The sequence below is a fragment of the Deltaproteobacteria bacterium genome (assembly GCA_016709225.1).
GTDB lineage: Bacteria > Myxococcota_A > Polyangia > Nannocystales > Nannocystaceae > Xiheibacterium > Xiheibacterium phototrophicum.
In genome coordinates, this window is sequence record JADJEE010000012.1 from 1,334,903 (window position 1) to 1,355,084 (window position 20,182).

The 20,182-nt window shown below is 70.9% G+C and carries 16 protein-coding genes; 9 read left to right on the plus strand and 7 right to left on the minus strand.

Annotated features, from left to right (window positions below):
- Positions 1-233 precede the first annotated feature (233 nt).
- Entirely contained in the window at positions 234-1,757 is a 1,524-nt protein-coding gene (locus IPH07_30480; GenBank protein ID MBK6921762.1) for a VWA domain-containing protein, read from the plus strand.
- 87 nt (positions 1,758-1,844) lie between these two features.
- On the opposite strand, the gene IPH07_30485 is transcribed toward IPH07_30480, so the two are convergent.
- The gene (locus IPH07_30485) at positions 1,845-2,888 is read right to left on the minus strand and encodes a right-handed parallel beta-helix repeat-containing protein (GenBank protein MBK6921763.1); all 1,044 of its coding nucleotides are present in this window, start codon (positions 2,886-2,888) and stop codon (positions 1,845-1,847) included.
- A gap of 186 nt (positions 2,889-3,074) precedes the next feature.
- Here IPH07_30485 and IPH07_30490 point away from each other — a divergent pair, with 186 nt between their 5' ends.
- A complete protein-coding gene (locus IPH07_30490) occupies positions 3,075-4,580 on the plus strand; it encodes a hypothetical protein (protein ID MBK6921764.1) in 1,506 nt (501 codons plus the stop codon).
- A 9-nt stretch (positions 4,581-4,589) separates the two neighbouring features.
- On the opposite strand, the gene IPH07_30495 is transcribed toward IPH07_30490, so the two are convergent.
- Together IPH07_30495 and IPH07_30500 are read right to left on the minus strand one after the other, a co-directional pair.
- The gene (locus tag IPH07_30495) at positions 4,590-5,189 is read right to left on the minus strand and encodes an RNA polymerase sigma factor (GenBank protein ID MBK6921765.1); all 600 of its coding nucleotides are present in this window, start codon (positions 5,187-5,189) and stop codon (positions 4,590-4,592) included.
- Positions 5,186-7,273: a serine/threonine protein kinase gene (locus IPH07_30500; protein MBK6921766.1), complete on the minus strand. Its 2,088-nt coding sequence runs from the start codon at positions 7,271-7,273 to the stop codon at positions 5,186-5,188. The genes IPH07_30495 and IPH07_30500 overlap by 4 nt, the downstream gene beginning before the upstream one ends.
- A gap of 136 nt (positions 7,274-7,409) precedes the next feature.
- On the opposite strand from IPH07_30500, the gene IPH07_30505 reads away from it, so the two are divergent.
- The 3 genes from IPH07_30505 to IPH07_30515 all read left to right on the plus strand — a co-directional run bounded on the left by IPH07_30505 (position 7,410) and on the right by IPH07_30515 (position 12,317).
- The gene (locus IPH07_30505; GenBank protein ID MBK6921767.1) at positions 7,410-8,849 is read left to right on the plus strand and encodes a DUF4215 domain-containing protein; all 1,440 of its coding nucleotides are present in this window, start codon (positions 7,410-7,412) and stop codon (positions 8,847-8,849) included.
- 91 nt (positions 8,850-8,940) lie between these two features.
- Positions 8,941-10,725, plus strand: a complete 1,785-nt coding sequence (locus IPH07_30510; protein MBK6921768.1) for a DUF1588 domain-containing protein — start codon at positions 8,941-8,943, stop codon at positions 10,723-10,725.
- The gene (locus IPH07_30515) at positions 10,722-12,317 is read left to right on the plus strand and encodes a DUF1552 domain-containing protein (protein ID MBK6921769.1); all 1,596 of its coding nucleotides are present in this window, start codon (positions 10,722-10,724) and stop codon (positions 12,315-12,317) included. The genes IPH07_30510 and IPH07_30515 overlap by 4 nt, the downstream gene beginning before the upstream one ends.
- Positions 12,318-12,359: 42 nt before the next feature.
- Here IPH07_30515 and IPH07_30520 read toward each other — a convergent pair whose 3' ends face one another.
- From IPH07_30520 to IPH07_30530, 3 genes are all read right to left on the minus strand, one after another.
- On the minus strand, positions 12,360-13,682 hold the full coding sequence (locus tag IPH07_30520; GenBank protein MBK6921770.1) for a hypothetical protein: 1,323 nt from the start codon (positions 13,680-13,682) through the stop codon (positions 12,360-12,362).
- A gap of 31 nt (positions 13,683-13,713) precedes the next feature.
- Complete coding sequence (locus IPH07_30525; GenBank protein ID MBK6921771.1) at positions 13,714-14,430, minus strand: hypothetical protein; 717 nt, start codon at positions 14,428-14,430, stop codon at positions 13,714-13,716.
- Positions 14,431-14,495: 65 nt separating this feature from the next.
- Positions 14,496-16,022 carry a protein kinase gene (locus IPH07_30530; protein MBK6921772.1) on the minus strand — a complete coding sequence of 509 codons (1,527 nt, stop codon included), beginning with the start codon at positions 16,020-16,022 and terminating at the stop codon, positions 14,496-14,498.
- Between the two features lie 156 nt (positions 16,023-16,178).
- Between IPH07_30530 and IPH07_30535 the strand changes: the two genes are divergently transcribed.
- From IPH07_30535 to IPH07_30545, 3 genes are all read left to right on the plus strand, one after another.
- The gene (locus IPH07_30535) at positions 16,179-16,793 is read left to right on the plus strand and encodes a sigma-70 family RNA polymerase sigma factor (GenBank protein MBK6921773.1); all 615 of its coding nucleotides are present in this window, start codon (positions 16,179-16,181) and stop codon (positions 16,791-16,793) included.
- Between the two features lie 328 nt (positions 16,794-17,121).
- Positions 17,122-18,264: a hypothetical protein gene (locus tag IPH07_30540; GenBank protein MBK6921774.1), complete on the plus strand. Its 1,143-nt coding sequence runs from the start codon at positions 17,122-17,124 to the stop codon at positions 18,262-18,264.
- A 144-nt stretch (positions 18,265-18,408) separates the two neighbouring features.
- Positions 18,409-19,041, plus strand: a complete 633-nt coding sequence (locus IPH07_30545; GenBank protein ID MBK6921775.1) for a peroxiredoxin — start codon at positions 18,409-18,411, stop codon at positions 19,039-19,041.
- Here IPH07_30545 and IPH07_30550 read toward each other — a convergent pair whose 3' ends face one another.
- Positions 19,042-19,647: a sigma-70 family RNA polymerase sigma factor gene (locus IPH07_30550; protein ID MBK6921776.1), complete on the minus strand. Its 606-nt coding sequence runs from the start codon at positions 19,645-19,647 to the stop codon at positions 19,042-19,044.
- Between the two features lie 73 nt (positions 19,648-19,720).
- Between IPH07_30550 and IPH07_30555 the strand changes: the two genes are divergently transcribed.
- The gene (locus IPH07_30555) at positions 19,721-19,927 is read left to right on the plus strand and encodes a hypothetical protein (GenBank protein ID MBK6921777.1); all 207 of its coding nucleotides are present in this window, start codon (positions 19,721-19,723) and stop codon (positions 19,925-19,927) included.
- The last annotated feature ends 255 nt before the right edge of the window (positions 19,928-20,182 follow it).

Genomic DNA, 20,182 nt, shown 5'->3' on the forward strand with positions numbered 1-20,182 from the left:
CCGCGGCCGCTGCTGATTCGCGGGCATCGACCCAGCCGACGACAATCGCAGCCGGTGAGCAGGGCTCGGCGGAGCGCGTCGCCCTGCCGAGGCCCACCTCCGCACCCGTCAGCGACGCCGACGTGGAGAAGGCCCCGCGCGAGGAGTCCGAGGTCGCCGATGCGACCCAGCGTGCCCAGCCAGGCACCAAGGGCGACACGTCCGCGACGACCGCCTCGCCTGCGGCCCCGCCGATGGCCGAGCCCAGCAAGGACTTCGCGGCTCGCAGCGAGTCGAAGGCCAAGCGCGCCATGGGTGGTTGGGCCGGTCCAACCACCGAGGTCGCCAGCGGTGAGGACTACGCCGCGATCGCCGAGAACAACTTCGTCGCGGTCGCCGACGATCCGCGCTCGACGTTCTCGATCGACGTCGACACCGCCTCGTACGCCAACACGCGTCGCTTCCTGCAAGACGGCACGCTGCCACCCGCCGACGCCGTGCGCATCGAAGAGCTCGTCAACTACTTCGACTACGACTACGCCGCGCCCGAGGGCAACACGCCCTTCTCGATGACCCACGAGGTCTCGAGCTGCCCATGGAATCAGGATCACCTGCTCGTGCACGTGGGCCTGCAGGGGCAGACCATCGACGCCTCCGACGTGCCCGCGCGCAACCTGGTGTTCCTGCTCGATGTCTCGGGATCGATGAACAGCCCCGACAAGCTGCCGCTGCTGACCCAGGGCCTGGGCATGCTGGTCGACGGCATGCGCAAGCAGGACCGCATCTCGATCGTGGTCTACGCCGGCGCTTCGGGGGTCGTGCTCGAGCCCACCGCCGACAAGGCCGAGATCAACGACGCCCTGCGCAGGCTCTCTGCCGGCGGCTCGACCAACGGCGGCGCCGGCATCGAGCTGGCCTACCGACTGGCCGAGAAGACCATGATCGAAGGCGGCATCAACCGCGTGATCCTGGCCACCGACGGTGACTTCAACGTCGGCACCACCAGCCAGGGCGACCTGGTGAAGCTCATCGAGGCCAAGCGCAAGTCCGGCGTGTTCCTGAGCGTGCTCGGCTTCGGCAGCGGCAATCTCAAGGACTCGACGATGGAGATGCTCGCCGACAAGGGCAACGGCAACTATGCGTACATCGACTCGATCGCCGAGGCCCGCAAGGTGCTCGTGAAAGAGGGCGGCTCGACGTTGGTGACCATCGCCAAGGACGTGAAGATCCAGGTCGAGTGGAACCCCAAGGAGGTCGCATCGTATCGCCTCATCGGCTACGAGAATCGCAAGCTCGCCCATACCGACTTCAACGACGACACCAAGGACGCCGGTGAGATCGGGGCCGGCCACACCGTCACTGCGCTCTACGAGGTCGTGCCCGCGGGCGGCCGCGGCAGCGCCGGCGTCGACCCGCTCAAGTACCAAGGCGAGGCCACCGCGCTCACGCCGGCCGCCAGCAGCGGCGAGCTCATGACGGTGAAGATCCGCTACAAGCAGCCCAGCGGCGACAAGAGCGACCTGCTCAGCTTCGCCGTCAGCCCCGACGATCGCCCGCTCGACAAGACCACCGACGACTTCCGTTTCGCCGCCGCGGTCGCCGAGTTCGGCATGGTGCTGCGCGGCAGCGAGCACCGCGGTCAGGCCACCTTCGACACCGCGCTCGATCTCGCCGCCGGTGCGCTCGGCAAGGACCCCGAGCACACGCGCGCGGAGTTCGTGACGCTGGTGCGGACCGCGAAGTCGCTGCAGGGCCGCCGCGTCGCGATCGCGAAGTGACGCGCGCGTCCGTGGACGCCGCCCGACGATGGCCGCGATCGCGGCCCCGACGAAGCTCTCGCGCGACAGAGCTTCGCTCGGGGCTTGCTACCCCTGCGGGCGCCCGAGTGGATGCGTGTCCAGGAAGTTTGCCGCCCACGTCAGGCCCCGTGCCGCGTCGCCGACGACGTGGACGAGGGCGTCGGCTGGGACGCCGGCCGCGACGAAGCGATTGCCGATCACGCGTGTGTCGAGCGAGGCCCGCTGGGCGCCGTTGGTCTCGGCGACGCCGAGCTTGATCGCGGCGGTCTCGTATCCGCAGCCCACCATGACGTTGTGCAGAAGCACGCAGGAGCGGCAACCGAGCACATCGAAGGGTCGCGCGACCCGCTCGAAGCGGTTGTGCGCGGCCACGATCTCGCGTGCCGCGTAGTGCTCGGGGTCGTGGTCGCAGGTGGCGCCACAGCCGTCGCCCAGGGCGAGCGCCCCCGCGGGGCCACCAATGTCGCGGAAGAGGTTCGCTTCGACCCGCACCTGACGGGAGCCACCCTTGATCTGTAGCGCGCCATCGTCGCCCGCGTGCCAGTCGTGGAAGACGTTGTTGCGAATCGTCAGGGCTTGCGCGCCCGTGATGCTGATCGGGATGTGACCGAATGCGCCGTGGAATTCGCAGCTCTCCACCAGCACGCCGGTCGCCATGCCGCGGATCTTCAGCTGGTCGTGGCCGCCGGTGACCACGCAGTCACGCAACACCACCCCCCGGCCATGCCGGCCCTCGTCGCCTTCGATCACGACGACGTTGTGCTCGCCCACCGTCGGCGTGCCCTCGAACGCGAGGCCGCGAACGATCACATGGTTCGCAGCGACGGCGAGGGTCGGGCCATCGGCGATCGCACTGCCGTCGATGATCGCGTCGCCCTGCGCCGCGATCACGATGGGCGCACCTGGCTCACCCGAGCGATCGATCGTCGCGGTCGAGTGGAGGACGTGGCGCCCGGCGCCCAGGTGGATGCAGCTCCCGGGGCTGGCCTGCGCGAGCGCGTCGTCCAAGAGCTCGCCCGGCGCGATGACCTGCAGTGTCGCGCAGCCCGACGCCGCAGCCGGCGGGTCCGATGGCCCGGAACGCTCGCAGCCGAGCGCGAGAATGGCCAACGCAGGCGTGCGGCACCAGGGCGACACACCGCAGCTGTCTCACATCGCGGGTGCCGACGCCACCGCGGGAACCATCGGCGGGCTCGTGCAATGCCGCCTCCGAGGAGTCCGCGGCCGACCGCCGCGCACGAGCCCATGATCGCCGATCGAGTTGCTTCCCTTGTTTCTGTCCCTCGCCCTGCGCCGGTGCAGCGCGCCGCGTTCGTCTGCGGGCTCACGCTCTCGACCTTGCTGAGCGCATGCGACGGCAGCGGCGCGATCACGTCGACCGACACCGCCACCTTCGGCCCGGCCCCCGACACCGATGGCGCGACCCAGGCGACCGCGTCGGGCTCCGACACCGCGTCCACCGCAGACGCGTCCACGGGCAACGACGACGGCGCGACGCCCACGACGACCACCGACGGGGGCTCGGCGACCGCGAGCGACACCACGGGCAGTGACACCGGCGCGATCGACTGCGACTTCGACACCCTCATCGAGGGCCTCGATGCTTCCGAGCCGACGCTGGGGGGGCCTCGGCCGGCATTGGGCACCTTCTACGACGACGAGCACTACGGCTTGTCGGTCGCGCGGGTCACCGACGCTTCGCAGGTCACCGATCGCGACTTCCCCAGCTGGGTTCGTCACGAGTACTCGCGACGCCCGGCCTTCAACGCCAACGGCACCCGGGCGGTCATGATCTCGTCCAACGGCTGGGTTCGCCTGTACGACGTCGCCGCCGAAGGCACCTTCTCGTTCGTGCAGACGCTCGATGTCGCCGAGTCGCAGGAGCCGAACTGGGACGCAACCGATCCGAACGTGCTGTACACACTCGAGCCCTACGGCGGCGGCACGACCATCACGCGGCACGACGTGGCGGCCGGCACCCAGACCGTCGCGAGCGACCTCGGCCCGCGCATCGCTGCGCTGTTCCCCGGAGCGCAGGGTATGTGGACCAAGCAAGAGGGCCGTCCCTCGAACGATGGCCGCGTGTGGTGCCTCGAGGTCGGCAGCGCGACCGGCCCCGGCGGGGCGTTCGTTGCGGCGGGCTTCATCGCCTACGACTTCACGGCCGACGAGATCCTCGGCAGCATGGCGGCCGACGAGACCCCCGATCATCTCTCGACCGCCCCGTCGGGCGACTACTGCGTGATCTCGTGGCTCTACCCCACCGGCACGCGGGCCTACACCACCGACTTCGCAGACTCGGTGCAGCTACACGACCGCTCGGAGCATAGCGACCTCGCAACCACCGCCAGCGGCGACGACGTCTTGGTCTACACCGCGTACGACGGCGATGACGCGGGCTTCGTGAACATGGTCGCGCTCGACGACGGCGAGGTCACGCCGCTGTTCCCGCTGTACGGAGACAACCACTCGCTGTCGGCGTTCCACATCAGCGGGACCGCGCGCGATCGTCCCGGGTACGTGGTCGTGAGCAGCTACGGCTGTCGGGAGGACTACGGCAACGCGCCGTGCGATCCCAGCACGCAGTGGTTCTACGACAAGATCTTCATGGTCGAGCTGGCCGCCTCCCCGAGCATCTACAACCTCGCGCACAGCCACTACGGCCCGGTGCCCTACTGGGGCGAGACCCAGGCGGTCGCCAACCACGACCTGACCCGGGTGCTGTTCGTGTCGAGCTGGGAGAGCGACGCCGAGGCCGACCTCGCGAGCTACGTCATCCGTGTGCCCGACTGCGCGCCTTGAGCGTGCGACTCACGGCAGCTCGGCGCCGCCGAGCTGCGCGAGCACGGCACCCGTGGCGGTGTGGTCGAGACCGAGTTCATGCAGGATCTCGCGCAATCGCGTGCGGGCGCGGAACAGGCGGCTTTTCACGGTTCCCGCCGCAATCTCGCAGACCGTGGCGAGCTCGGTCACCGCGAGCTCTTCCCAGTAGTAGAGCTCGAGCAGCGTCTGTTGCTCGAGCGGAAGTCGCCGCAGGGCCAGCAGCAAGAGCTCGCGCTGGTCCTGCGCCGCTAGCCGCTCGCTCGGCCGTGCCGACGTCCGCGCCACGCTGGTCGACAGCGGACCGGTGAACTGCCGCCGAGCATAGCGTCGTGCGCGGAGCAGCATCAGCAAGTGATTGCGGGCGATGCCCAGCAGGTAGGCCGCGAAGCCGATGTCCTCGGGGATCCGCTCGCGCGCCGCGACACACGCTGCGAAGGTGTCCTGCACCACGTCCGCGATCGGCCCGTCGAGCTTGTTGGAGAAGAAGCGATGGAGCACCGGGATGTAGCGCGTGACGAGAGCATTGCCAGCGGCGCGATCGCCCTGCCGCCAGGCCAGCAAGAGTTGACGATCGTCGTCGTCGCTCATCGCGGACGCTCCTGGGCGGCGACGTTGCGTGCGGCCAGGAACAGCGCCGAGGTGGCGCGGCTCGACGTGGCCTCGACCGGGCTGCCCGCGCGGCTCCACTGCGCCGCGACCCCGGCGTGGGCCGCCGCTAGCGCGAGCTCTCCCTGCTCGGCGGCGAGCTCGGCCGCCAGCGTGTCGAGCTCGGCCCACGCGGCGACATCGGTGACGCTGCTCGACACCGCGTGCGCCCGCGCCAACGCGCACGCCTGCTGCGCGGCCGCCAGCGCACCGGCACGGAGCTCGACGCGACACATCAGGCGGTGACTCACTGCGAGGTCGCGACCCCGGCCCGCACGCAAAGCCGCGACGCCGGCCGCCCGCGCAGCTGCAAGGTCTCCACGGGCGAGCTCGGCCGCCGCAATGCCGCCGTAGAGGTACCACCACGCGCCGCGGGCGTCCTCGGGCACCAACACTCGAGCGTGTCGCGCCCAACGCAGCGCGTCGTCGGGACGCGACATGGTCTCACCGAACAGGTAGACGAGCTCGATCGCAGCCTCGCGTGCGACGGCGACGGCGGCCGCGTCGTCACCCAACGCCAGCGCGTCGAAGTACGCGGCCTCGAGCGAGGCACGGGCGCGTTCCAGGTCGCCCAAGCGATGCGCGGCCGCACCGAGCTGACGCAGCGCAGCCACACGTACGTGGGGTGCCGAAGGTTGTGCGGCGCCGGCGAGCGCGTCCTCGGCGAGCGCAGCCGCCTCCGCGAAACGTCCCGCGAGCCCCATTGCATGGGCGCGCTCGAGGTGCTCCGAGGACTCGAGCGCCCGGCGTTGCGCGAGTTCGTCGCGCGCCGCTGCGTCGGCCTCGAGCGCCGTGGGGTCGGCGCAGCGCCGAGGTGACGGCAAGCCCGCGAGCGCGATGCGAACCGCCTCGGCCGTGATCGGCGCAACCGGCCGTGCGAGCCGATCCCGCAGCTCGCCGCGCACGGCGTCGAGGCACGCCTGCGCCTGCGGTCGCCATCGCGCCGCGGGTGACTCGCAGATCGCCTGGCGTGCGGCCAGCCACTGGTCGTGGAACTCTTCGATGCGCCGGTGGGCCGACGCGAACCCCGCGGGCACCAGCGCAGCGTCGGCCTCCCAGGGCAGCGACGTCGCATCGTCGCAGCGCGACACCGGACGCACCGACGCCACCACGCCCACCGTCGCGACGGCGAGCGCGGCAGCGGTGAGCCATTTCATCCGGACGCGGCGCCGGGGCTTCGCCGCAGCCGCCGCGCCCAGGGCCTCGAGCAGCGACGTCACGTCGGGGAAGCGCGCCTCGGGATCCTCGGCGAGCCCGCGCGAGAGCGCAGCCACGGTCGCGGGCGTGAGCGACGATTGCCATGCGTCGTCGCAGCGCGGCGAGTGGCCGGTGATCGCCTCGATCCAGGTGACGCAGTACGCATACTGATCCGCACGGGCGTCCACAGGGCGACTCCGGCACAGCTGCTCGGGCGCCATGTACCCGAGCGTGCCACCGGACGGCATCGAGCCGCCCTCGCAACCTCGCGCGAGCCCAAAGTCCGCGACCGCGACCCTCCCCTCGGCGCCGAAGAGCACATTCGACGGCTTGAAATCGCAGTGCACGACACCGTGCGCGTGGGCGATCGCGAGCCCGCGTCCGGCGGCTCGCAGTGCGGCCTCCACCTGCGGGCGATCGAGCGTCGGGAGCACCTGATCCAGCGAACCGTGGGGGAACAGCTCCATGACGAGGAATCCACAGTCCTCGGCGGAGCCCGGCGGTCGGTAGCTCCCCACGTCGAACACCGTCACGATGTTCTCGTGGGACAGCCGCGCCAACGTGCGTCCTTCGGCGACGATCCAGGCGCGGGCATCGATCCCGGGGCGGAGGGTCTTGAGCGCGACGTCGCGACGCAGCTCGGGATCGTAGCCCGCGTACACCTCGCCGTGCCCGCCGCGACCGATACGCTCGCGCACCAAGTAGCGCCCGATGGTCGGCACGTCGGTGTGGATCCCGAACAGCCTCCGGCACACCTCGGCCCGCAGCGCATCCTCGGCCAGCCGCGAGAGCGGCGGCAACGCGGCACGATGGGCCGTAGGCGCTGACACGCGATCACGATACCAGCTTCGCCAGGACCCCTCCTGCGCTTGGGCTCGCGATCGCGCGATGACGGCGCGCCGACCACCAGCGGCGCGAGAGCAACGTGGACGCTCGACGAGGCGTCGTGCTAACCACGTCGAGGTGGTGGCTAGACGCGCCCGATCGTGGCTCGCCGGCCTGGCGGTCGGCGCGGCCTCGGGGTCGTGCTTGCCGACGCCGGTGTATCGCTGCGACGCCAACGACGCGTGCGCTGACCTCGGCGTCGAGGCGCGCTGCGAGCCGGAGGGCTACTGCAGCGAAGCCGACGCGGGCTGCACCTCGGGCCGTCGCTTCCACGCGTGGGCCGGTGAAGGGCTCGCCGATCGATGCACCGACGTGCGCTGCGGCGACGGGGTGATGCAGGCCGACGAGCTCTGCGACGACGGCAACGACATCGAGGGCGACGGCTGCAACGGCGACTGTCGCCCCTCGGGCCAGGAGCAGTGGAAGGTCGGCTACGCCAGCCCCGGCGACGTGCCCGATCGCTGCTACTCGGTGGTGGTCGACAGTCACGGCGACATCACGCTGATCGGCGAAGTCGGCTCGACCGACGTCGGTCAGAACCTGTGGGTCCGCCAGTACGACCCGAGCGGCGAAGCGCGGTGGACCTGGGTGCTCGACGGCGACGCGCACCTCGACGAAGAGGGCTGGTCGGTGGTGCTGCTCGAGAACGACGAGCTGCTCGTGGTCGGCTACGTGACGCGCGTCGACACCGGCGGCGATCTCTGGCTCGGGCGCATCGATCACGAGGGCATCTTGCAGTGGTCGGTCGCGCAGGACGGCGGCCAGGCGTGGGGCGACGCCATCCGCGATGTCACCTTCGCGCCCGATGGCGACCTGGTCGCGATCGGGTACGCGACCACCGACCTCGATCGCGAGACCGATCTGTGGTTCCAGCGACGCAGCCCCGATGGCCAGCTGGTGCGGTGGACGCAGCACCGCGACGGCCTCGAGGACGACGCCCAGGATCGTGCCCACGGCATCGCTGCGATCGCCGGCGGCTATGTCGGCGTCGGCATGAAGCAGACCACCGCGGGCCAGCGGTTCTGGGTCGAGTCCTTCGACGAGATGGGTCGCACGCGATGGACCGACGAAGCTGCGGCCGACGACCCGCAGTCGGTGTGGACCGCCGTCGCCGCGCTACCCTCGGGCGACGTGCTGCTCGCAGGTTGGCGGGCCGCCGCCGCCGGCGACACGGACATGTGGCTGCAGCGTCGCGCCGCCGACGGCAACGTGGTGTGGGACGAGATCGTCGCGAGCCCCGGCCACGACGACGACAAGGCCAACGTGTTGTTGGTCGACGAGCGCGGCGGCTTCCTCGTCGGTGGCGAGATGGGGGCGGGTGCCGGCAGCACCGACGCGTGGATCCGCCGCTACGACGCCGACCGCAACGAGGTGTGGACCTTCGGCTACAGCGGCCCAGCGGGCGATCGCGACACCACCTGGGGGCTCGCCTTCGCCCCCGACGGCGCGGTCGTGGCCTGTGGCTACGAGTCCTCACCGGGCACCGATTGGGATCTCTGGGTGCGCCGCATCACGCCGTGATCCCGCGCGTCGTCGAGGAATCGACGCGACCTCACCGCGGGCGTGGGACAAGCGGACGACTCGCGTGACTGGGGACCACGAGTCGCTGACGATGCACCGTCCCCGCCCCCTCCCTTCCTGGCCGAACCCCGCGCTCGCGCGCGCGATGCTGCCGTGGGTCACGTTCGCACTCGCCAGCGGCTGCTATCGCGGCGTCGAGGTCGGCCAGGCCGACGGCGCGGCCGATGGCAGCGGCGGCACCGACGGCTCCAGCGCGGGCGAGAGCGACGACGATACCGGCGACGCCGGCTGCGCGCAGACCAGCGTGTCGCCCCTGCGGCGGCTGTCCGAGGCGCAGTACCGCAACACCCTGCGCGACCTGTTCGCGCCCGCCGGCATCGACGTCACCGTCGAGGCGGCCGGCGAGCTGGACCGCATCCCCGTCGACGACGCCGGTGCGACCTTCGGCATCCTCGACGCGCGCGTGTCGGACCAGCACGCGCGGGCGTACTACCGCCTCGCCGACAAGCTCGCGGGGCTGGTCGCGAACGACCCTACGCACCTCGCCGCGGTCGCGGGTGACTGTGCCACCGCGGGCACGCTCGACGCCGCCTGCCTCGACGCCCTGCTCGACGACTTCGGCCGACGTAGCTTTCGGCGACCGCTCGACGCCGACGAGCGGGCGACCTATCAGGCCCTCGCGGCGCAGGCCGACACCGCAGTCGAGGCCTATCGCAGCGTGATCTTCTCGCTGCTGCTCTCGCCGCAGTTTCTCTACCACGTCGAGGTCGACGGCGACGGCGACGACGCACTCTACACCCTCGATGGCTACGCGCTGGCCTCGCGGCTGTCGTTCCACTTCTGGCGCACGATGCCGGACGACGAGCTCTTCGCCGCCGCCGAAGATGGCTCGCTGCTCACCGACGAGGGCTATCTCGCCCAGCTCGAGCGCGTCTTCGACGACCCCCGCACCGCCGACGGTGTCGACCGCTTCTACGACGAGTGGCTGCGCCTGGGCGGCATCACGTCGTTCCCCGCGACCCCGGCATTCGCGACCTTCGCCGAGGATCTCGGGCTCGACGAGCCCGATGCCGATCACCTCGCCGCCGCGCAGGACGAAGTGCACGCGCTCGTGCGCCACTTCACCTTCGACGAGGACGGCGACCTCGCCGACCTGTGGCTCACCGATCTCTCGCTCACACGATCGCCGCACTTGGCCGCGATCTACGGCGTGCCGGCGTGGGACGGCGTGTCCGAGCCGCCGCGCATGCCCGCGGGTGAGCGCGCCGGGCTGCTCACGCGCACGGCACTGCTGCTCACCGGCGACGAGCAGACCCATCCGGTCCATCGCGGCGCGGCGATCCGTCGACGGATCCTCTGCGACGACCTGCCCGCCCCCGACCCGACCATGCTCCCGCCGGGCGCACTCGACCGCCCGCCGGTGACCGCCGATCAGACCACACGCGCGCGCTACGAGGCGAAGACGGCCGACGGCCAGTGCCAGGGCTGCCACACCGCGATCAACCCGGTCGGCTTCGTACTCGAGCGCTACGACGCGTTCGGCCGCTACCGCACGCAGGAGCGCGTCATCGACGAAGCCACCGGCGAGGTGCTCGCGACGCTGCCGATCGACGACGCCGCTGCGCCCGGACTCGCCGGCGACGAGGCGGTGATCGCCGGTGGCATCGCACTCTCCGAGCAGGTGGTCGCGAGCGGGCGCAGCGAGGCCTGCTTCGCGCAGCAGTACTTCCGCGCGGGCTTCGGCCGCGAGGACGGCAGCGACGACGCCTGCACCATCGACCGCGTCGAGGCAGCGCTGCGCGACGGCGGCTCGCTGCGCGCGGCCATGCACGAGCTCGCGCTCGACACCAGCTTCCGCACCCGGAGGGTCCAATGACCACGCCACGCACCGGCCGACGCATGTTCCTTCGCAGCGCCAGCGGCATGGCCCTGGGGTTGCCGTTCCTGCCGTCGCTGCTGCCCCGCAGTGCGCGCGGTGCCATCGACGGCCCGCCGCGACGCCTGATCGCCGTGATGTCGCAGAGTGGACAGATGGTCGGCGACTTCTGGCCGACGGCGTTGCCGGCCGGCTACCAGTCGCGCGACGCGATGTACGGCGGCGCGCGGGCCGACGGCACCACCGCGCTGCACACCGACATGCCCGGCAGCAACGCGAAGTGGGCCCCGCTCGCCGACTTCGCGGGTGCACCGATGTCGAACGTGCTCGGCACCGCGCTCGAGCCGTTCTTCCCCAAGCTGCTGCTGCTGCGCGGCCTCGACTACCTGCAGGGCACCAGCCACGGCAACGGAATGATGCTCGGCAACTACGCCAACTGTGCATCGGGTGCGGAGTTCGAGGCGCGCGGCCTGGGTGCGATGCCGACCATCGATCAGGTGCTGGCGTACTCCGATCGGTTCTACCCCACGGCCCCGCTCGAGCGCGCACTGGTGCTCGCCACCGGCAGCCCGGGATCGATCTCCGACACCGACTACGGTCAGCCCGGTGGGCCGATCGAGAACATCCCCGCCTACCTCGAGCCCCACGATGTCTGGGAGGATCTGTTCGGCAGCTTCATGGAGCCCGGAATGCCGACCGAGCATCCCAATCGCAGGCTCGTCAACGCGGTCTACGACGACTACGCGCGGCTACGTCAGCACAGCCGGCTCAGCGCCGACGATCGTGCCGCGCTCGATCGCCACATGAGCTTCCTCGACGACATCGAGCGCGAGCTCGCCAGCGGGCTGGGTGCCGGCTGCAGCAAGCCGGACGAACCACCCACCTACGGCGTGGGTTACCCGTGGCAGGAGGTCAGCAGCGTCGCCGACTTCGAGACCTGGGTCGGGCTGCTGGTCGACATCGCGTGCGCAGCGGTGCGCTGCGACCTGACGCGGCTGGTCACGTTCCAGGCGCAGATGGGCATCACCGACGCCTCGGGCACGAAGATGAACTCGTACCACGAGAGCGACGACGTCATCGGCGACTGGCACGACTTCGCCCACGACGCGGTCGACGATGCCGGCGACCACGCCAACATCAACAGCCTCAATCGTTGGGTCGTGGAGGCGGTGTTCGGCCGCTTCCTCGCGCAGCTCGACGTCGAGGAGGCCGAGGGACTGACCTTCCTCGACAACTCGGTGGTGTACTTCGGCAGCGAGCTCGCGATGGATCACTACGTCATCGGCATGCCGACGATCCTCGCCGGTGGCGCGGGCGGCAGCTTGAAGACCGGCTACTACGTCGACTACTCGCAGATGAGCCACGACTACGCCAACCCGATCCTCCCGTGGGGCGTGCTGATCCCCGGCGTGCCGCACAACCGGCTGCTGGTGACGCTGCTGCAGGCGATGGGGCTGCAACCCGCCGACTACGAGCGCGACGGTCGGCCGGGCTACGGCCACAGCGACATCTTCTACGGGCCCTACAACTGGCCCGCGGACGCGTACGTCGCGGCCGACCTCGGCAAGCCGTTGCCGGGCATCTTCGGCTGACGCCGGACGCGTCGCCACGCCCGCGGCAACGTGCCCGACGCGCTACGTGCCCGGGCACATCGCGCTGGGTTCGGCGTGTCCGAACGCGATGAAGAAGATCGGGTGGCCGGGCGTGAAGTCGCCGTCGGGCAGCGACGCCCAGGTCACGCCGTCCGTGCTGCGCAGGAACGCCTGCTGCTCGTAGCCGAGCCACACGTTGTTGACCGCGACGAGCGTGCCCTCGGGGCTGCGCGCAACCGGTCCGATGTCATCGGGCGCGTCGATCGGCGTCGTCGTCCACGTGATCCCATCGGCACTGCTGTAGCGGCTGCCGAAGCCCCAGAACCAGAACTCGTCGCCGGTCCACACGCCCGAGGAGGCGATGCGGCTGTCGGTGATCGTGTGCGCCGTCCAGCTCGAGCCGCCGTCGTCGGAGCGACACGCGTGGCCGTCGCCGTCGACCATCACGATCACACCGTTGCCAGCGATGATGTCACCGTAGGCACCCGGACCCTCGCCGAGGCAGTCGCTCGGCATGGACCGCGGCCGCCACCAGCTGTCGCCGCCGTCGGAGCTGATCAGCGTGTCGACGCTGGTGTCGCCGCTGGCGTAGGCGACGAAGCGTCCGCCATCGACGTCGGCGAAGCCGAAGCGACGGACGCTCCAGATCGTCACGCCGTCGTCGCCGTGGAAATCGGCCTCCTGCGACGCCGTCCACGTGATGCCATCGAGCGAGGTCTGCGGCGTGCGCGAGGCCACCACGAAGCGCCCGCCGCCGTAGCGCAGGCCTCCGAACGTGTCGCCATCGAGGGTGGTCTGCCAGTCGAAGCCGTTGGTGCTCGTCGCGACCGCGCCCGGCCATCCCCAGCCCCAGGTCGCGACGAAGCGTCCAGCGCCGTGCTCGACGCCCTTGCTGAAGCCGGGGCTGTGCCCGCAATCGCAGGCCTCCTCGCTGCAGCTGCCGTCGAACCACCGCTGCGTGCACGTCGAGCCCGAACCGCTGCAGTCGACCGGCGTCGTCGAGCCACACAGGTGCGCGTCACCCTCGACGTCCCACGAGCGCTCGCCGATCCACGTCAGACCGTCGTCGCACGAGACGGTCGTGCGACCGACCATGCCCTGCGCGACGAACATCGGCACGCCCAGATCCGCACCGCCGCTGCTGCTGGCCCCGTCGTCGCCGGTCGTGTCACCGATCGTCGCGCCGTTGGTGTCGCCCGCTTCGGTGGTCGCACTGCCCGTGCCCGCGCTACCGGACACGGTGGTCGAGCCGCCGCTCGTACCGGTGGCGTCGCTCGACGTGGGTGACGCCGGTGCCGCATCGCGGTCGGGGCCCGCACAGGCCAGCGCGACCGCGCCGAGGACGAAGGACGAGCTGCGTCGCATGGCCGGTGGTAACGCGAACCGGCGGCTTGTCTCACCGACGCGCGTGGGTCGGCGTGCTCGAGCGCGACACCGGCCGGCGACGCTGCAGGACCGCAAGCCACACCCCCGCGCCGACGATCGCCACCGCGCCGGTGCACAGCAGCCCGACTCCGCCCCAGTACTGCGCCCGCGCGCCCCGGACCCCGCGCTCGAACGCGTCGACACCGGACTCGCGCTCGGCCGCGCGCTGCCGTGCGAACGCAGTCGCGAGCAGCACCGCACCGATCGGGGCCACCACCGCCCCGGCCGCGAGCACGCCGATCGCCGCGCCTCGCCCCCGCGGCGGCGCTCGATCGAGGACCGTTGCCGATGCGGGCGTCACCTCGACGCGGGGCGACGGCACCGCCGGCGGTGGCGGCTCGGGCGTCGCCGACACGCAGCGCTCGAGGTTGACGCGGGTGTCCTGCGCCGCGGACTCGGACGGACCGGTCTGCAGATAGGCGGTGAAGCGCTCGCGCGCGCGCTCGCAGTCGCCCTGCAAGCGCGAGAGCTGGCCGAGCGCGTAGAGCAGGATCGGCACCGACTGCTGCGCGTAGGCCCGCTCGAGCTCGGCCTGGGCGGTCGGGTAGTCATCGCGCAGCCACGCTGCCATGCCGGCGGCAAAGTGATCGCGCGCCGCAGCGTCGGTGATCTCGGGCGGCACCTCGATGGGCCCGGCGGCGGGGGCCGCGAGTGCCAGCGAGAGCAGCGTGCTGAGCAGGCGCGTCATCTCCGGGAACTCGACGGATCATCGCAGACCCTTCGCGCGTTGCGGAGGCGGGCTCGCGGGCACCGCTACTCGCCACGCGGGAGCAGACCGTCGACGCCACGCACCGGACGCGCCACGACGGGCGCGGGCGCAGGCTCGCGCGCGGCGGCGGTGGTGGTGGTGGCCCGTCGCGCACGCTCGTTGCGACGTGCACGGGTCGGCGCCGGCGGGTCGTCGGGTGCGACGATCGTCGGCACCTCGGCTGCGACGTCGGAGCTCGCGGTCGAGGACGGCGGGCGCTCCGGTGTCGGATCGCCCGCCGGTGCCACGGGCGTGCGTGCGTCGGCGGTGGGCGCCTCGCTCGGCGGCGGCGCCTCGGTGCGAGCGCTCGCCGTCTGGGCAAGCGACGGCACCTCGGCGGGCATCGGCGGCGCGAGCTCGGGCGGCGAGGCGGCCGCGGATGTCGTCGTGCGCGACGACGAGGCCGCGACGCCGGCGGCCCCGACCGCAGCCCCGGCTGCGAGCGCGAGCACCAGACTCAGTCGACGGCGACGCACCGGTGCGACGGCCCCGGGCACCACCAACGTCGACGCGCGCGGCCCCTCGAACTCGTGGCTCGGATCGACGCAGGGGTACTCGCGCTGACCGCAGAGCTCGATGAGGTGGCGGCCCAGTGCGGCTGACGACGGCATCACGGCGTGGGCCTGCGCGAAGGCCTCGAGGTCGTCGTGCAGCGCCATCGCGTCCTGGTAGCGGGCCTGCACGTCGCGCTGCAGCGCGCGCGCGAGGATCGACGCCAACGCAGCCGGCAGCTCGGGCGCGTGGTCGAGGGCCGACGGCGCGTCGAGGCTGGTGATCTGATTCATGATCGCGAACTCGTTGTCGCCGCGGAACAATCGTCGCCCGGTGCTCAGCTCCCACAGCACCACGCCGAGCGCGAAGATGTCGCTGCGTCGGTCGACCTGCGCGCCGACGCACTGCTCGGGCGACATGTACGCGACCTTGCCCTTGCGCGCGGGGCCCAGGGTGATCGAGGTGCGGCTCGTCGCCTTCGCGATGCCGAAGTCGAGCAGCTTCACCCCACCCTCGTAGGTGATGAACACGTTGCCCGGTGACAGGTCGCGGTGGACGATGCCGAGTGGACGGCCGTCGACGCCGCAACGCTCGTGGGCGCAGTGCAGGCCGGCGGCCACACCGAGGCCGATCGTGACCACGTGCGGGAGCGCGATGCGTTCGTCGCGGGCGACCGCGGCGTTGAGCAGGCGCCCCAACGACTCGCCGTGCAGGTACTCCATGACCATGAAGCAGCTGCCGGCGTCTTCGACCAGGTCGTAGGTGCGCACGACGTTGGGGTGATCGAGCGCCGCCGCGAGGCGGGCCTCGTTGAGGAACATCGACACGAACTCGGGATCGCCGGCGTACTCGGGGCGCACGCGCTTGATCGCGACCAGCTTCTCGACCCCGCGCGCACCTGCGGCACGCGCCAGCAACAGCTCGCCCATGCCGCCGGTCGCGATGCGCCGCAGCATGGTGTAGCGGGTGTAGCGACCGTACGAGCCGCTCGCCAGCGGCGGCGGCGTGAAGGAGTCCGTGCTCGCCCCCAGGCCCGCCATCGGGATACCCAGCATAGCCCAGATCCGCGCGCGCAGCCGAGCCGAGGCCACCTCCACGGCCGCGCGAGCCGAGGCGGTGCGCGACCTCGCGAGCCAAGGCGGTGCCCCACCGACATGCTTGCGAGCGACGCGCCCGTGGTCCACAACAGGGACCGCATGCGATCCGACCCCGAGCTGCTCGAGGCGTGGGCGCGGGGGGAGCAGGACGCCGCCTCCGAGCTGGTGGGTCGCTACTACCGCTCGGTCTTTCGCTTCTTCGATCTGCGCGTGGGTTGGCTCGCGGAGGACCTCACCCAGCGCACGTTCCTCGCCTGCGTGGAGAGCCGCGGCCGTCTGCGCCAGGCCGAGAGCTTCCGTCCGTTCCTGTTTGCGATTGCCCGCAGCCTGCTGCTCAATCAGATCCGCACGCGCACCGTCGAGGCCAACGTCTTCGAGACCGGCGACATCAGCGGCGCCGTGGATCCCGGACCGAGCGCGAGTCGCTTGGTCGCGCGGTACGAAGAACAGACCCTGCTGCTGCGCGCGCTGCAGACGCTCGACGTCGACACCCAGCTGCTGGTCGTGCTGTTCCACTGGGAGGGCCTGCGCACCACCGAGATCTCGGAGGTGCTCGGAATCGGCGTGAGCACGCTGACGACCCGACTGTCGCGCGCACGCCAGGCGCTGCGTGACAGCATCGCGGCGATGCCCGCGGTGCCCGAGCATCGTGCCTCGCTGCTGGCCGACCTCGAGCAGTGGCTCGCCTCGGTGTCGGCGCTCGACATCGGCTGACGCGCGACGACGGCAGTGGGCGGCATGTGGGTGCGGCGGACCGTCCACCCGCCACCAGGGCCCAACAGGGCCCAACAGGGCCCAACAGGGCCCAACAGGGCCCAACAGGGCCCAACAGGGCCAAGACCCGTGAGGCCACACCGTTTCGGAATGCGTGCACGCTCTGGTACACCTTGCTGCGATGACGCCCTCGTCTGCCCCGTGCTCGCGGTCCTGCGTGCAGCTGTGTCTCTCACGCGTCGGCCCGTGCGTGGCCGCGACGCTGCTCGCCTGCAGCTCCGGTCCCGCACCCGGCGAAAGCGAGACGTCGTCGTCCGGGTCGACCACCATGGTCGACCCCACCTCGTCGGGCGGCTCGTCGGGCGGCTCGTCGGGCGCCACGTCCACCGGTAGTGACAGCGGCGGCGTCGATTCGAGCAGCGACGGTGGCCCGCCACCCGACCCCGTCACGTTGATGCTGATCGACGAGGTGATCTTCTACGACGGCTACGCCGCGACCGTGGACGAGCCGGTGCCCGAGGGCATCGTCCGCCACACCAACGCGCTGGTGGCCACGCGCCTCTCGGACGAGGACCGCGCGGCCCTGCAGCAGACCCTCATGCTCGGGGTCGTGGTGGGGGCCCGCTGCGACAACTACGACCGCATCGGCACCGTGCACCTCGCCTTGGTGCCCAAGGGCGCCGAGAGCTACGTGCCCGCCGAGGTCGACCGCATCGAGGTCGCTCGCTTCATCACACCGTTCATGGACATGAACGTCTCGCCGATGACGGTGCCCTATGAGTTCGAGGTCGACAGCCTGCTGTCGGTGCTGAAGGACGACGCGCTGTGGCAGAGCTACGATCCATGGTTCGAGCTCGGGGTCTTCGGCGTACCCTATGCCGCCAACGACGAGATCGCGGGCTGCGCGGGCCGCAACGACACGCAGTCGGGCTCGCTGCTGCTCTACAGCGACAGCGCCCACGAGTCGCCGCGCTTCGACGTCATGCTGCCGCTGGCGATCGAGCAGCCGTTCAACAACTACGCCGAGGGTGCCAGTGATGCGATCGGGACCACGCGCAAGACCCTCGAGTTCGAGCTGCCCGGTGACAGCGAGCAGACCCAGCTCGTCCTCATCACCTCGAACCACGGCGCCAACGCGGGCGGCGAAGAGTACGTTCGTCGCGATCACTACGTGTACGTCGACGAGATGCTCGCGGCGCACTACAAGCCCGGTCGCACCACGTGCGAGCCGTTTCGCAAGTACAACACCCAGGCCAACGGCATCTACGGCCCGAGCCCGATGTCCGACGAGGCCTGGCAGTCGTTCAGCAACTGGTGCCCCGGCGACGTCATCGACATCCGCATCGTCGAGCTCGGCGCGCTGCCGTCGGGCCCGCACACGTTCGTGATCGATGTGCCCGACGCGGTCTTCACCGGCGGGCAAGGCGACTTCCCGCTCTCGCTCTACGTGCAGGCCCGCACCGGCCCGTAGAACGTCGATTCCACGGCATCGGGCGCTGGAACACGTGGCGGCCGCCGCGGCCCCCTAGCTCACGGGGCAGTTGGCCCGTGGGGTGTCGGATTGGGCGATTTTCGCCGTATCCTGCCGCCACACGAGAGACCCTCGAGGAGCACCATGACGATCCGACTCGGCGACATTGCCCCAGACTTCACCGCAGAATCCACCGCAGGCACGATCCACTTCCACGAGTGGCTCGGTTCGAGCTGGGGCGTGCTGTTCTCGCACCCCAAGGACTTCACGCCGGTGTGCACCACCGAGCTCGGCGCGGTCGCGAAGCGCAAGCCCGAGTTCGACAAGCGCAACGTCAAGGTGCTGGGCCTGTCGGTCGACTCGGTCGACGACCACCAGCGCTGGGTCGGCGACATCGAGGAGACCCAGGGCGTGGGCTTGAACTTCCCGCTGCTCGGCGACCCCGATCGCAAGATCTCGAACCTCTACGACATGATCCATCCCAACGCCAACGACACCCTCACGGTGCGTTCGGTGTACGTGATCGGGCCCGACAAGAAGGTCAAGCTGATCATCACCTACCCGGCCAGCACCGGCCGCAACTTCGACGAGATCCTGCGCGTGATCGACTCGCTGCAGCTCACCGCGAAGCACGCCGTGGCGACGCCGGTGAACTGGCAGCAGGGCGAAGATGTGATCATCGTGCCGAGCGTGTCCGACGAGGACGCGAAGTCGAAGTTCCCGGGCGGCTGGAAGACCATCAAGCCGTACCTGCGCGTCGTGCCGCAGCCGAAGTGATCAGCCCTCGGCCGCGAGCTTGCGCAGGCGATCCTTCACCCGCTCGAAGCGCTTGCGCAGCATCGCCGAGGTCTTGGTGACCTCGGCCTCGGGCGCCCCGGGTGTCTCCGAGAGGAACACCCGGGCGATGTCCGTCCACGACAGCTTTCGATCGATGCGCAGGATCAGCAGCGTGCGATCGTCGGGCTCGAGCTGCTCGCGCAGCGCCTCGGCGCGCGAGGCTGGATCGGCGCCGCGATTGAGCATGGCGGTGGTGCGGATGTGCACCGCGAGCTCCATGAACTCCTGCGATCCCGTGATCGCGACCTTTGGTCGACGTCGCTCGGGATCGCGGGTCAGTCGCGAGAGCGCGTGTCGAGCGACGGTATACGACCAGGTGCGGAAGCTCGAGGCCCATCGGAAGCGCGGCAGTCCCTTCCAGACGTCCTCGCAGTACAGCGAGAACGCATCGGCGGCGTCGACCTCGTTCTTGGTCATCGCCACCAGGTAGCCCATCACCTCGGGGCCGAAGCCCTTGAGCGCGAGCGTCACCGCCTCGCCGAAACGCTCCTGGTCGCACGCGCGACGGATGTCGTCCTCCAGCCGTGCCCGCGCGTCGGTTTCCATTGCGGTCGTGATCTTCGCCCAAGCCGGGCCGAACCGCGAGGGCACCCGCGAAAGCCGACGCACCGGTGGTACGATGCCGGCACGCATGAAGAGCACGGCCGAGCTGGTGCGGGTCAAGCAGGCGATGGCGTGGATCGAGGAGCAGCGCGCGATCCACATCAAGGCCGCACTGCCCAAGGGCGAACCGGTCGAGCTGACCGCCGCCGAGGCGCGCCGCTTCGCCGAGCGGCTTGCAAAGCTCGCCGACGTGCTCGACAGCCTCGACGAACCCGAGCCCTGAACCGCCGCCGGCGCGCCGCGAGCGGGCTGCGTCGGCCAGGGTCTCGCGTCCGGGGCAGCGCCATCACCGTCGGGCGCCGCCGGGCACGAGGCGCGAGCCCCACCGCGTCCGGGTGCTCGACAACCCCGCGGGGCTGGCCGTAGAGTCCGCTCCCGTGAAGCGCACCGTCGTTCCTTGGTTCAGTGCCCTGTGGCTCGTCCACGCCGTCGCCTGCACGCAGACCACCCCCGAGGCCCCCGCGAAGACAGAGGTCAA

Bases quoted from the DNA above. Each gene is read 5' to 3' on its own strand.
- IPH07_30520 (MBK6921770.1), bottom strand. From the start codon at position 13,682: ATGCGACGCAGCTCGTCCTTCGTCCTCGGCGCGGTCGCGCTGGCCTGT.
- IPH07_30535 (MBK6921773.1), top strand. From the start codon at position 16,179: ATGCGATCCGACCCCGAGCTGCTCGAGGCGTGGGCGCGGGGGGAGCAG.
- IPH07_30545 (MBK6921775.1), top strand. From the start codon at position 18,409: ATGACGATCCGACTCGGCGACATTGCCCCAGACTTCACCGCAGAATCC.
- IPH07_30525 (MBK6921771.1), bottom strand. From the start codon at position 14,430: ATGACGCGCCTGCTCAGCACGCTGCTCTCGCTGGCACTCGCGGCCCCC.
- IPH07_30540 (MBK6921774.1), top strand. From the start codon at position 17,122: ATGGTCGACCCCACCTCGTCGGGCGGCTCGTCGGGCGGCTCGTCGGGC.
- IPH07_30495 (MBK6921765.1), bottom strand. From the start codon at position 5,189: ATGAGCGACGACGACGATCGTCAACTCTTGCTGGCCTGGCGGCAGGGC.
- IPH07_30530 (MBK6921772.1), bottom strand. From the start codon at position 16,022: ATGGCGGGCCTGGGGGCGAGCACGGACTCCTTCACGCCGCCGCCGCTG.
- IPH07_30480 (MBK6921762.1), top strand. From the start codon at position 234: ATGGCCGAGCCCAGCAAGGACTTCGCGGCTCGCAGCGAGTCGAAGGCC.
- IPH07_30510 (MBK6921768.1), top strand. From the start codon at position 8,941: ATGCACCGTCCCCGCCCCCTCCCTTCCTGGCCGAACCCCGCGCTCGCG.
- IPH07_30555 (MBK6921777.1), top strand. From the start codon at position 19,721: ATGCCGGCACGCATGAAGAGCACGGCCGAGCTGGTGCGGGTCAAGCAG.
- IPH07_30515 (MBK6921769.1), top strand. From the start codon at position 10,722: ATGACCACGCCACGCACCGGCCGACGCATGTTCCTTCGCAGCGCCAGC.
- IPH07_30550 (MBK6921776.1), bottom strand. From the start codon at position 19,647: ATGGAAACCGACGCGCGGGCACGGCTGGAGGACGACATCCGTCGCGCG.